The 12,112-nt window shown below is 75.2% G+C and carries 10 protein-coding genes; 6 read left to right on the plus strand and 4 right to left on the minus strand.

The window, feature by feature from the left end; all coding sequences use genetic code 11:
* Nucleotides 1-38 precede the first annotated feature (38 nt).
* The 3 genes from SM577_RS27305 to SM577_RS27315 are packed head-to-tail and all read left to right on the plus strand — an operon-like array spanning nucleotide 39 to nucleotide 3,516.
* Nucleotides 39-563, plus strand: coding sequence for a PadR family transcriptional regulator (locus tag SM577_RS27305; protein WP_302919839.1), 525 nt, complete (start codon nucleotides 39-41; stop codon nucleotides 561-563).
* On the plus strand, nucleotides 560-1,240 hold the full coding sequence (locus SM577_RS27310; RefSeq protein ID WP_474580991.1) for an ABC transporter ATP-binding protein: 681 nt from the start codon (nucleotides 560-562) through the stop codon (nucleotides 1,238-1,240). The genes SM577_RS27305 and SM577_RS27310 overlap by 4 nt, the downstream gene beginning before the upstream one ends.
* The gene (locus SM577_RS27315; RefSeq protein ID WP_474588309.1) at nucleotides 1,237-3,516 is read left to right on the plus strand and encodes an FtsX-like permease family protein; all 2,280 of its coding nucleotides are present in this window, start codon (nucleotides 1,237-1,239) and stop codon (nucleotides 3,514-3,516) included. Before SM577_RS27310 ends, SM577_RS27315 begins: the two co-directional genes overlap by 4 nt.
* A 106-nt stretch (nucleotides 3,517-3,622) precedes the next feature.
* Here the strand turns inward: SM577_RS27315 and SM577_RS27320 are convergent, their stop codons facing one another.
* The 4 genes from SM577_RS27320 to SM577_RS27335 all read right to left on the minus strand — a co-directional run bounded on the left by SM577_RS27320 (nucleotide 3,623) and on the right by SM577_RS27335 (nucleotide 8,027).
* Nucleotides 3,623-4,768 (minus strand): (Fe-S)-binding protein, encoded by a 1,146-nt coding sequence (locus SM577_RS27320; RefSeq protein ID WP_474588310.1) that lies wholly within the window; start codon nucleotides 4,766-4,768, stop codon nucleotides 3,623-3,625.
* Entirely contained in the window at nucleotides 4,765-6,150 is a 1,386-nt protein-coding gene (locus SM577_RS27325; RefSeq protein WP_474588311.1) for an FAD-binding oxidoreductase, read from the minus strand. Before SM577_RS27325 ends, SM577_RS27320 begins: the two co-directional genes overlap by 4 nt.
* Nucleotides 6,151-6,267: 117 nt before the next feature.
* Nucleotides 6,268-6,708: a hypothetical protein gene (locus SM577_RS27330; protein ID WP_474588312.1), complete on the minus strand. Its 441-nt coding sequence runs from the start codon at nucleotides 6,706-6,708 to the stop codon at nucleotides 6,268-6,270.
* A 77-nt stretch (nucleotides 6,709-6,785) separates the two neighbouring features.
* The gene (locus SM577_RS27335) at nucleotides 6,786-8,027 is read right to left on the minus strand and encodes a hypothetical protein (protein WP_474588313.1); all 1,242 of its coding nucleotides are present in this window, start codon (nucleotides 8,025-8,027) and stop codon (nucleotides 6,786-6,788) included.
* A gap of 149 nt (nucleotides 8,028-8,176) precedes the next feature.
* On the opposite strand from SM577_RS27335, the gene SM577_RS27340 reads away from it, so the two are divergent.
* The 3 genes from SM577_RS27340 to SM577_RS27350 all read left to right on the plus strand — a co-directional run bounded on the left by SM577_RS27340 (nucleotide 8,177) and on the right by SM577_RS27350 (nucleotide 11,212).
* On the plus strand, nucleotides 8,177-9,805 hold the full coding sequence (locus SM577_RS27340; RefSeq protein ID WP_474588314.1) for an NAD(P)/FAD-dependent oxidoreductase: 1,629 nt from the start codon (nucleotides 8,177-8,179) through the stop codon (nucleotides 9,803-9,805).
* Nucleotides 9,806-9,982: 177 nt separating this feature from the next.
* On the plus strand, nucleotides 9,983-10,990 hold the full coding sequence (locus SM577_RS27345) for a phosphotransferase family protein (protein WP_474588315.1): 1,008 nt from the start codon (nucleotides 9,983-9,985) through the stop codon (nucleotides 10,988-10,990).
* 36 nt (nucleotides 10,991-11,026) lie between these two features.
* The gene (locus SM577_RS27350; RefSeq protein ID WP_302919848.1) at nucleotides 11,027-11,212 is read left to right on the plus strand and encodes a hypothetical protein; all 186 of its coding nucleotides are present in this window, start codon (nucleotides 11,027-11,029) and stop codon (nucleotides 11,210-11,212) included.
* Nucleotides 11,213-12,112 lie beyond the last annotated feature (900 nt).

Consider the following 12,112-nt stretch of genomic DNA (forward strand, 5'->3'; position numbering starts at 1 on the left):
ATACATTCGGCGTATACGCGATGTGTATAGTCCTCGGCATGTCGATCGGACAGACCTTCCTCGGCCTCCTGGAGGCCACCCCCCGGCACGGCTACGACATCAAACGCCTCTACGACGAGCGCTTCGGCCACGCCCGCCCGCTCGCCTACGGCCAGGTCTACGCCACCCTGTCCCGGCTGCTGCGCAGCGGCCTGGTCGAGGTCGAGGCCGTCGAGCCCGGCGAGGGCCCGGAGCGCAAGCGGTACGCGATCACCGAGGCCGGCGTCACCGACGTGGCCGGCTGGCTGGCCCGGGCCGAGAAGCCCGAGCCCTACCTGCAGAGCACCCTCTACACCAAGGTGGTGCTCGCGCTGCTCACCGGCCGCAGCGCCGCCGACCTGCTCGACGTGCAGCGCGCCGAGCACCTGCGGATGATGCGCGAGCTGACCCGCCGCAAGCGCGACGGCGACCTCGCCGAGCAGCTGATCTGCGACCACGCCCTGTTCCACCTGGAGGCCGACCTGCGCTGGCTGGAGCTGACCGCGGCCCGCCTCGACGAGCTGGCGAAGACGGTGCTGCCGTGACCGGCCCGCTGCTGGTCGCCGAGGACCTGCACCGCTCGTTCGGGCCGACCCGGGCCCTGGCCGGCGCGAGCCTGCGGGTCGACCGGGGTGAGGTGGTGGCCGTGATGGGCTCGTCCGGCTCCGGGAAGTCCACCCTGCTGCACTGCCTGGCCGGCATCGTCCGGCCGGACTCCGGCCGGGTGCGCTTCGCCGGGCGCGACCTGGGCGCCCTCTCCGACAGCGAGCGCAGCGCGCTGCGCCGCGCGGCGTTCGGCTTCGTGTTCCAGTTCGGCCAGCTGGTGCCGGAGCTGACCTGCCTGGAGAACGTGGCGCTGCCGCTGCGGCTGGACCGCCTGGGCCGGCGCGAGGCCGAGCGCCGGGCGGCCGAGTGGCTGGACCGGCTGGAGGTCGCCGAGGTGGCCGGCAAGCGGCCCGGCGAGGTCTCCGGTGGGCAGGGGCAGCGGGTCGCGGTGGCCCGTGCGCTGGTGACCCGGCCCCAGGTGGTCTTCGCCGACGAGCCGACCGGGGCGCTGGACTCGCTCAACGGCGAACGGGTGATGCGGCTGCTCACCGGAGCCGCCCGGGAGACCGGCGCGGCGGTGGTGCTGGTGACGCACGAGGCGCGGGTGGCCGCGTACTCCGATCGGGAGGTGGTGGTGCGCGACGGGCGTACCCGCGACCTGGAGCCCGCCGCGTGAGCCGGCTGCGCGACGGCGCGGCCGACCTGGCGATGGGCGCGCGGATGGCCGTCACCGGCGGCCGGGAGGGCTGGCTGCGCGCGGTGCTCACCGCGCTCGGCGTCGGCATCGGCGTGGCGATGCTGCTGCTGGCGGCCGCCGTACCGCACGCGCTGGACGCCCGGCAGGCCCGCGGCGACGCCCGCGACGACCTGCGGATGGGCGAGCGGATCCCGGCCGCCGCGAACACCCTGCTGATCCAGGCGACCGACAGCGCCTTCCGGGACCGACCGGTCCGGGGCCGGGTGCTGCGTCCCGAGGGTCCGGCCGCGCCGGTGCCGCCGGGGCTGACCACGCTGCCCGGTCCGGGTGAGGTGGTGCTCTCCCCCGCGCTGCGCGACCTGCTCCGCTCGCCCGACGGCGCGCTCTTCGCGCCGCGTCTTGGCGGCGCCCGGATCACCGGCACCATCGGCCCGCAGGGCCTGGCCGGGCCGAACGAGCTGGCCTACTACCTGGGCAGCGGCACGCTCTCGGCGGACCAGGGTGCGACCCGGCTGGACGCCTTCGGGGGCGGGTTGCCCGGCGAGGGCTTCGGCCCGGTGCTGATGCTGCTCGTGGTGGTCGTCTTCGTCGTACTGCTGCTGCCCATCGCGGTCTTCCTCGGCGCGGCCGTGCGGTTCGGCGGTGAACGCCGGGATCGGCGGCTGGCGGCGCTGCGGCTGGTCGGCGCGGACGCCGGGATGATCCGCCGGATCGCCGCCGGCGAGGCCGCCGCCGCCGCGCTGCTCGGCGTCGCGGTCGGTGGCCTGCTCTTCCTGGCCGGGCGCCAGGTGGTGCCGCTGGTCACGCTGATGGACCTCAGCGTGTACGCGGCCGACGTGCGCCCGCCGCTGGCGTTGGTCGTCGGGATCGCCCTGGCGGTGCCGGCGCTGGCGGTGCTGGTGGCCATGGTGGCGCTGCGCGCGGTGGTGGTCGAGCCGCTCGGGGTGACCCGACGGGCCACCCCGGTCCGCCGCCGGCTGGCGTGGCGGCTGCTGCTGCCCGGCGCTGGGCTGGGACTGCTGCTGGCCGCCGGGGCCGGCGTGACGCCGGTCGGCGCCGAGAACCAGACGGCGGCCGGCGCGGTGCTGCTGCTGATCGGCACTGTCACCCTGCTGCCCTGGCTGACCGACCTGGTGGTCCGCGGGCTGCGCGGCGGCCCGGTGCCGTGGCAGCTGGCGGTACGCCGGCTCCAGGTCGACAGCGCCGCCTCGGCGCGGCTGGTGAACGGCGTCGCGGTCGCCGTCGCCGGCACCATCGGCCTGCAGATGCTCTTCGCCGGCGTGGCCGACGAGTTCACCCACTCGACCGGGCAGGATCCGTCCCGTGCCCAGGTGCTGGTGCAGTTCCCGGCCCGGCCGGACGCCGCCGCCGCGCTGGACCGGCTGGCCGCCGCCCCGGGCGTGACCAGCACCAACGGCACGCTGGTCACCGCGCTCACCGCCGTGGACGGCTATGCCGACCTGCGGATCGGCGACTGCGCCGAGCTGGCCGAGTTCGCCCGACTCGACCGCTGCGCCGACGGGGACGTGTTCGTGGTGCGGGCACCGGGCGCCGAGAGCCAGTCGGCGGCCGTCCGGCCCGGCGCCACCGTGGCGGTGGGCGACGGCGCCGGCACCTGGCGGGTGCCCGACGCCGCTCGGGAGGCACCGGTCCGGCCCCACCCGGCCGGCCACCAGGAGACGGCCGTGCTGGCCACCCCGGCCGCCGTCGCGCCGGCCCGGCTGGGCCCGCTGCGCACGGACGCGTACCTGCGGCTCGACCCGGGCCGCCCGGACGCGATCGAGCACGTCCGCAACGCGGCCGCCGGTGTCGACCTGTCCGCCAGCGTCCTCACGCTGACCCGCACCACCCAGGCCACCAAGTTCGTGAACATCCAGCGCGGCCTCTACATCGGCGCGGTGGTCACCCTGCTGCTGATCGCGGCCAGCATGCTGGTCGGTGTCCTGGAGCAGTTGCGCGAGCGGCGCCGGCTGCTGGCCATGCTGGTCGCGGTCGGCACCCGACGGAGCACACTGAGCTGGTCGGTGCTCTGGCAGACAGCGGTGCCGGTGCTGATCGGGCTGGCCCTGGCGGTGGTCTTCGGGCTGGGGCTCGGCGCGGTGCTGCTGCGCATGGTGCAGGCCCCGGTGGTGATCGCCTGGCCGGTCCTCGGCCTCTCCACCGCCCTCGGCGCAACCGTGGTGCTGCTGGTGACCGGGCTCAGCCTGCCCGTGCTCTGGCGGCTCACCCGCCCGGACGGCATCCGCACCGAGTGAGTCGGGACCCCGGCCGGCGCGCCCGCCGGCCGGGGTCAACCCGCCGGCGGGTGGCCGGGACGGGGCGGCGGGCACCCGGCGACCGGCGCTGCCGTCGAGGGCGCGGTCAGGCCGGCGGCGCGGGCGCGGTCGCCTCGGCCAGCAGCTCGGCCAGGTGCACGGCCCGCACCGCCGACCGGCGGCGGCGCAGTCCGGTACGCAGCTGACGCAGGCAGCCGGGGTTCACCGCCACCACCAGGTCCACCCCGGCGGCTTCGATCTCGTCGAGCTTGGCGTCCAGGATCCGCCGGGAGTCCTTCGGCCGCAGCAGCGAGTACGTGCCGGCGGCGCCGCAGCAGGTGGCCGCCGAGGGCAGTTCGACGTAGTCGGCCACCTGGCGCAGCAGCGCCCGGGGCTCGGCGAAGACGCCGAGCCCGTTGCGCAGGTGGCAGGAGTCCTGGAGGGTGACCCGGGCCCGCCGGCCGGCCACCCGCAGTTCGGTGCCGGGCGGCCGGCCGGCGAGCCAGGTGGACAGCTCCCGCACCCGCCGCGGCCCGAGCACCGAGGCCAGGTGTGCGGCGCAGCCGCCGGAGGTCGTCACGATGGTCCCCGGCAGCTCCTCGCCGAGCCGCCGGGCCAGCCGCTCACCGCCGGCCAGGTCGCCGTTGTGCGCGTGCAGCGCCCCGCAGCAACCCTGCGCGCTCGGTACGGCCAGCGCCGGGTCGAGGGCCCGGGCCGCCCGGCTGACCGCCGGGTAGAGCGCCCGCTCGAAGCAGCCCAGCATGAGCTGCCCGGCGGGTTCGCCCGCGCCCGATTCGGCGGCGGCCGGTTCAGCGGCGGTGGTCGGCGGGGCGGCGGCCGGTCCGGCGGTGGTCGAAGGTGCGGCCGGGCCGCGGGCTGCGCCGCGTACCAGGCCGAGCAGGCGCAGCAGCCACCGTTGCCCGGCGACCAGGGTCAGCGCCCGGGCGAGCGGTGGCCGGCGCCGGCCACGCCACTGGTGCACCCGCCACTGCTCCAGCAGGCTGCCGTACTGCACACCGGCCGGGCAGACCGGCTCGCAGGCCCGGCAGCCCAGGCAGAACGAGGACTGCTCGGCGAGGGTGGGATCGTCCGGGGGCAGCGTGCCGTCCTGCAGGGCCCGCATCAGGGTGATCCGGCCGCGCGGCGAGGACGCCTCGTCGCCGGTCATCGCGTACGTGGGGCAGGCGGGCAGGCAGAAGCCGCAGGAGATGCAGCGGGACAGCTGCCCGGGGTCGAACACGTCGCCGGTCACGAGCCCAGCTTTCCGGGGTTGAGGATGCCCGCCGGGTCGAAGGCGGTCTTGATCCGGCGCAGCAGGGCGAGCTGGTCGTCGCCGAGCCGGGCGGCCAGGAACGGCAGTTTCGCCGCGCCCACCCCGTGTTCGCCGGTGATGGTGCCGCCCAGGTCGAGGGCGGCGGCGAAGACGTCGGCGAAGGCCGCCTCGGCACGGCGTACCGCGTCGGTGTCGTCGGCGGAGTCGAGGACGCAGGTGGGATGCAGGTTGCCGTCGCCGGCGTGGCCGAAGGTGGCGATGGCGACGCCGTGCCGGGCGGCGATCGCGTCGATCCGGTCGACCATCTCGGCGATCCGCGGTCGCGGTACCGTCGCGTCCTCCAGGATGGTCACCCCGCCGCGCCGGGACAGCGCCGGCAGCGCGCAGCGCCGGGCGGCCAGCAGCGCCTCGGCCTGGGCGACCTCGCGGGCGGTGGTGACCTCCACCGCGCCGGCCGCCACGCAGGCCGCGCCGATCCGGTCGAGGTGGGTGGCGACCAGGTCCGGCGGGCCGTCGTCGCCGAAGAGCAGCAGCGCTCCGGCGTCGGTCCGCAGCCCCAGGTGGGCGAAGTCCTCCACGGCGTCGATGCAGGCCCGGTCGAGGAACTCCAGGGTCGCCGGCACCACCCCGGCCCGGATCACCCGGGCCACCGCCTCGCCCGCCTCGGCCAGCGACGGGAAGTACGCCACCCCGGTGTTGGCGGAGGCGGGCGCCGGCAGCAGCGCCACGGTCGCCTCGGTGATCACCGCGAGGGTGCCCTCCGAGCCGGTGAGCAGCCGGGTCAGGTCGTAGCCGGCCACGTCCTTCCAGAGCCGGCCGCCGGTGCGGATCACCTCGCCGGTGGGCAGCACCGCCTCCAGCCCCAGCACGTAGTTGCGGGTGACCCCGTACTTCAGCCCGCGCAGCCCGCCGGCGCAGGTCGCGATGGTGCCGCCGACGGTGGCGACGGTCCGGCTGCCCGGATCCGGCGCCCAGAGCAGCCCGTGCGCGGCGACCGCGTCGGCCAGCACGGCGCTGGAGACGCCGGGCTGAACCCCGGCCAGCAACTCGTCGGCGCTGATCTCCAGGATCGCGTTCAGCCGGGTCAGCACCAGCACGATCCCGCCGCGCAGCGGCACGGTCGCCGCGCACAGGTTCGACCCCGCGCCGCGCGGCACCACCGGCACGCCGTGCCGGGTGGCCAGCGCCAGCACCGCGGCGACCTCGGCGGTGTCGGCCGGGAACACCACCGCGTCGGGCCGGTGGGTGAAGAGCGGGGTGGCGTCGCGGGCGTACGCGACGAGGTCGCCCTCGGCGTCGTGCACGTTCGCCGGGCCGACGATGTCGCGCAGCTCGGCGCGGACGGTCGCGGACAGTGCCATGCCCACCCTTTCCGGCACGCCGGTCGCGCCCGAAGATTTCTGCCGGTCTGATGACAGCGCCCGGCAAGGACTTTCACCCGATCATAGTGAGCCGGGCCGGTCAGGTGAAGCCGGCGGTCACCGGGGCGGGGGCAGGTGCTCGCACAGGGCGGCGTACTCGGTGACGGTGAGGAAGGAGGGGTTGGCCGCCTGCGGCTGGCGGAACACCTCGGCGCCGGCCAACCGCGGGTCGGCGCGGAGCAGGTCGCGGGAGACCCGGTGCGGTTCGGGCAGCACGGTCAGCGCCAGGGGCAGCGTCCACGTGCCGTCCCCGGGCACCGGGGCGGCGGCGACCCGACCGACGCCCCACACGCCGTAGCGGAGCCGGCCGCGGCTGCCGCTCGCCCAGAACACCACCGGTTGGCCGGCACGCATCAGCCCGACCCGGTAGCCGGGCCGGACGCACCAGGCGTCCACGTGCGGATCCTTGGCGAACCGCCCGGCCAGGTCGACCCGGTCGGCGTTCCCCTTGACCAGCCACGCACCCAGCCCGTCGAGGGTCACCCGGCGCTCGCCCACCGGCCCATCCTGCCGCACCCGGCGCCGGGCCGCAGCGCGCCGCCGGCGCGACCCGCGCTGGCCGGCCGCCGCCGCGCTCAGATGATGAAGTGGGTCCAGTAGGCGAGCCAGGTGACGAAGAGCGCGCCCTGGAGCAGGGCCAGGGCGGCGGTCAGCCAGACGTCGAGGGTGGCGTGCCGGGCCCACCGGGCCAGGGCCAGGCCGACCGGGAACGCGGCGAGCAGGTAGCGCAGCAGGCTCTTGTACACCGGCGGGCCCATCGACAGCGGCACCAGCACCATGATCAGCCCGTAGACGAGGTACGGCAGGCCGATCCGGCGGGCGGCCGCGAGCAGGACGACCAGCACGGCCACCGCTATCCACACCCGCACCGCGTCCCGCGTCGGCGCGTCGGTCAGGCCGTGCCAGATCACCGGCAGCGGGTTCTGCACGCTGATCCCCCAGCCCTTCTCCTGGGCGTGCTTGTAGGCGAACCAGTCCCCGCTCTGCCAGTAGCAGAAGGCCATGAAGGTCACCCAGCCGGCGGGCACCAGCAGCAGCGGCCAACCCGTCCGCACGTACCGCCACAGCGCCCGCGGCCCGAGCCGGTAGTCGCCCTGGCGCAGCAGCACCAGGGCCAGCGGGAGGACGACGAAGAACCCGACCGAGCGACTCAGCGCCAGGAAGAAGCCGACCACGCCGACCACCAGCCACTGCCGCCGCTCGGCGTAGTGGAACGCGGCCAGCGCCAGGCAGAGGAAGAGCGACTCGGTCAACGCCGCCTGGAACAGGAACGCCGCCGGCAGCAGCACCAGGTAGCGGACGAACCGGCGGGCCGCCGGGTCGTCACCGAGCAGCCGCTCCCCCAGCCGGTACGCGTAGTAGAGCATCAGCAGGAACGCCACGTTGGCAACCACCAGCAGGGCCAGCGCGGTGTTCCCGCCCAGCAGCGGGGCCAGCGGCCGGGCCAGGAACGGGTAGAGCAGCGGGAAGCCGAAGTCGCGCCACGGCTCGTCCAGCGGCAGCCGGGCCAGGTGGTCGTAGAGGAACGTGTCCCAGGCGAACCAGAGCGAGAACCACCGGTGACCGGAGACGGCCCGCTGTTGATCGCGCATCGTGGTCTCGTCCGGCGGCGGCGCCCAGGGCACCTCGTCGAAGGCGCTCAGCGCGAGCAGCCCGACGAGGCTGAGCACGACCTTCGTACCGACGAAGACCGCCACCACGTACGGCCAGGGAGCCGGCACCCGGGCCACCGCCCGCCGCGCTCCGGCGGCCACCCGCCCGGCGCGGCCGGCGAGCGCGCCGCGCCCGGCCGCGTCGGCCCGCCCCCTGTCGCCCATGCCTCTCCCGGATCCGGCCACCCGGCCACGAACGGTGCCACATCCCCGTTCCGCGGCCGTTGACACGTCGACCGGCGCACCGAACGGGAGTGACATCCCCGCCCAGGCGGGTATGCGGGCCCCCTCCACACGACAGAAAGCGGCAGGTCATGGCGGACGAGCACGGCACGGTGGTCATCGGCGCGGGACCGGCGGGACTGACCGCGGCGTACGAGTTGCTGCGGCGCGGCGCGCCGGTACGGGTCTTCGAGGCCGACGAGGTGGTCGGCGGAATCAGCCGCACCGTAGAGCGGGACGGCTGGCGGTTCGACATCGGCGGGCACCGGTTCTTCACCAAGGTGCCCCGGGTCGAGGAGTTCTGGCACGAGATCCTGCCCGACGAGGACTTCCTGCTCCGCCCCCGGATGAGCCGGATCTACTACCGCGGCGCGCTCTACGACTACCCGCTCAACGCGACGAACGCGCTGCGCAACCTCGGGCTGCGCGAGGCAGCGCTCTGCATGGGGTCGTACGCCCGGGCCCGGCTGCGCCCGCCGAAGGACCAGTCGCACTTCGAGGGGTGGGTCTCGGCCCGGTTCGGCTGGCGGCTCTACTCGATCTTCTTCAAGACGTACACCGAGAAGGTCTGGGGCATGCCGGCCGACCAGTTGCAGGCCGACTGGGCCGCGCAGCGGATCAAGAACCTGTCGCTGGCCAAGGCGGTCCGCAACGCGGTGCTGCCCAAGCGCAACCGCAAGGACGTGACCAGCCTGATCGAGGAGTTCCAGTACCCGAAGCTGGGGCCCGGCATGATGTGGGAGCGGTGCGCCGAACAGGTGCGCCGGCGCGGCGGCCGGGTGGACACCGGGACCTGGGTGACCGCCGTGCACCGCGACCCCGAGCGTCGCCGGGCGGTCGCCGTGACGGTCAACGGCGCGGGCGGGCAGCGTACCGAGCCGGCCGAGCACGTCATCTCCTCGATGCCGATCTCCGAGCTGGTCGCCGCGCTGCGCCCGGCGGCCCCGCCGGAGGTGCTGGCCGCCGCGGCCGACCTGCGCTACCGGGACTTCCTCACCGTCGCGCTGGTGGTGCCCGAGGAGTTCTCCTTTCCGGACAACTGGATCTACGTGCACGACCCGGCGGTGAAGGTGGGCCGGATCCAGAACTTCGGGTCCTGGTCGCCGCACCTGGTCAAGGACGGCCGCACCTGCCTCGGGCTGGAGTACTTCGTCTTCGAGGACGACGAGACCTGGCGTACGCCCGACGCCGACCTGATCGCCGCCGCGACCGCGGAGCTGGAGCGGCTCGGCCTGGTCCGCCCCGGCGTGGTCGAGGCCGGGTACGTGGTGCGGATGCCGAAGGCGTATCCGGTCTACGACGAGCGCTACCAGCACAACGTCGACGTGATCCGGGACTGGCTGGCCCGCGAGGTGCCCAACGTGCACCCGGTCGGCCGCAACGGCATGCACCGGTACAACAACCAGGACCACTCGATGCTGACGGCCATGCTCACCGCGGAGAACATCGCCTGCGGCACCGGCCACGACGTCTGGTCGGTCAACGTCGAGCAGGACTACCACGAGGAGTCCGCGAGCCGCGACGGCGACGGCCGGCACGGCACCGGCCGGGACGCGCCGATCATGCCGGCCCGGCCGGTCGAGGTCGCCGGCAGCACCGGCTCCGCCGGCCCCGATGGCGCCGGCGGCTCCGCCGGGGCCAAGGGGGCCGCCGGGGCCGCGGGTGACGGTCGCGCCGGGAAGGCACCGGCCGAGCAGCCGGCACAGGTACGCCTCGGCTGAGCCACGCGCTCGCGGCCGACCGGCCATCAGGTGCCCGGGCCGCCACCGGGTCGGGCCGTACCCCTGTTCCCCTTGGGAGCTGATGTCGCAACCGACTCGGCCGTCAGGCACCTGCCGCACCGGTGCGGGAGGGACTAGTGTGGCGCGCGTGACGTGGACGGCGCGGCGGAGCGCGGGATGAGCGGGGCGAGTCCCACCCAGCGGGTCCTCTCCCCCACCGACGTGGCCGGCTACGTCCGGGCCTCGTTCGGACCGGATCGTGGCGTGGCGGCGTGCGGCCCGCTGGCCGGGGGCGGTTACGCCGCCGTCTGGTGGGTCCGCCTGGACGACGGCCGCGAGACGGTGCTGAAGGTGGCCCCGCCGCCCGCCGTGCCGCTGCTGCGCTACGAGCGGGGCCTGACCGCCGCCGAGGCCCGCTACTTCCGGCTGGCGGCGGCGCACGCGCCGGGGGTTCCCGTACCGCCGGTGCTGCACCACGGCGTGGATCCGGTGCTGGGCGAGTGGCTGGTCACCGGCCGGCTGCCCGGCCGGTCGCTGAGCGACCTGGCAGCGTCCGGAGTGGACGGCGACCGGGCGCGGTACGACTTCGGCACGGTGCTGGCCACCGTGCACCGGGTCACCGGCGACCGCTTCGGCTACGACGACGGACGCACCGGCGGGTCGACCTGGGCCGAGGCGTTCGCCGCGATGATCGAGGAACTGCTCGCCGACGCCGCCGACTGGCGGGTACCCGTGCCGGTGGAGCGGATCCGGTCCGTGGTGCGACGGCACCGCCGGCTGCTCGACCAGGTACGCCGCCCGGCGTTGGTGCACTTCGACGGCTGGGACGGCAACGTGCTCGCCGAGCCCGACGGCGACGGCCCGTACCGGATGTGCGGGCTGGTCGACGGGGAGCGTTACCTCTTCGGCGACCCGCTCGTGGACCTGGTCTCCCCGCTGCTGCTGCGCCGGGCCGAGGACGAGCCGGACCACCCGTTCCTCCGCGGCTACGCCGCCGCGGCGGACGAGCCGCCGGTCTTCGACGCCGGCGTGCGGCGCCGCCTCGGGCTCTACCGGATGCACCTCTACCTGCTGATGATCGTGGAGATGCCCAGCCGCGGGATGACCCCGGCCAGCCACCCCGACCGGCAGCCGGGGCTCGCCCGCCTGCTCGAGGAGGAACTGACCGCCCTGTCCCATGACTGACCTCGACGGTGGTGACCCGGTGGGCAGGCGGCTGCGATGAGCGGGCGGACGACGGCCGAGCGCCTGCTCCTGGTGACGGTGGTGGACCGCTGGTTCCACCTGCGCGAGCCGGTCTTCGTCGAAGCCGGGCAGTCCTACTGGGTAGACCGGAAGGCCGACGAACTCTGCGTGGATCGGGGCGACGGCCGCGTGACACGCCATGCCGGCTGGATGTGCCGATAGCCGTCGGGGCGCCGCGATGTCCTCAAGCCGGGGAGGCAGATGTCGCACAGCCGGGGGTGAACCGTGGCCGGCCCGGGCGGGCACGGCCGGACCGGACGATCTCCGCGGAGACCGCGCCCGCCGAGGAGCGGACGCACGCGACCGTGATGCCTCCGCGGCATATTCATGACGCAGGGGTATCAGCCCACCGAGGGTGAGGTGCTCGCCCCGACGGCACGCCGATCGCCAGAGGACCGCGCCCGTCGCCGACGAGGCGGGCGCGGTCGGTGTGGGTGCCGAGTGAGGGTGCGGTGTCCTGAGGCCGAGCTGCGCGGTTCGGCGAGCCGGCGCCGGTGGCGAACCCGATATCCGGCGAAGTGCGGTCTGTCCGTTTCATGGTGTCCGGTCTTGGGTCCGGGTGCCGGGTTTGGGTGCCGGTGTGGGGTGGTCGGGGCCACCCTGGCGGCGGAATCGGTGGCGGGTCGGGGTCGTTGAACATGGCATACCCGCCGCGCCTCCCCGGGCGCCAGCGAGCGCGGGTGAACGGCCCACGGGTCGCGGGCGGAATGCCCCGCCCGCCACGGGTCGTTGACACACCCCGACGGGCCGAGCAGGCCCCCGGCCTCCGAAGCCGCCGGAATGGTGGGCCGGGCCGGATGGTTACACCCCCGGGACGCCCGAGCAGGCCCCTGGCCGCCGGAAGCGACCCCCCTTCATGCACGACCTTTCCTTGACGCGGCCCACACCGCCCCCCGTTTGGTGTGCCTCGCGTTTCCCCCGATCGAAAGGCTTGTGATCACCATGCGTACCGACATCCTGCGTAAGACCGCTCTGACCGCTGCTGGTCTCGCCTTCACCGGCGGCGCCCTCGCCGCCCCCGCCACCGCGTTCGCCGCCCCGGCCGAGAAGCCGGCCGTGTCG

This window comes from Micromonospora desertarenae, from assembly GCF_056150265.1.

Coding starts and splice junctions, on each gene's coding strand:
- SM577_RS27335 (WP_474588313.1), bottom strand. CDS start 8,027: ATGGGCGACAGGGGGCGGGCCGACGCGGCCGGGCGCGGCGCGCTCGCC.
- SM577_RS27345 (WP_474588315.1), top strand. CDS start 9,983: ATGAGCGGGGCGAGTCCCACCCAGCGGGTCCTCTCCCCCACCGACGTG.
- SM577_RS27350 (WP_302919848.1), top strand. CDS start 11,027: ATGAGCGGGCGGACGACGGCCGAGCGCCTGCTCCTGGTGACGGTGGTG.
- SM577_RS27325 (WP_474588311.1), bottom strand. CDS start 6,150: ATGGCACTGTCCGCGACCGTCCGCGCCGAGCTGCGCGACATCGTCGGC.
- SM577_RS27340 (WP_474588314.1), top strand. CDS start 8,177: ATGGCGGACGAGCACGGCACGGTGGTCATCGGCGCGGGACCGGCGGGA.
- SM577_RS27305 (WP_302919839.1), top strand. CDS start 39: ATGTCGATCGGACAGACCTTCCTCGGCCTCCTGGAGGCCACCCCCCGG.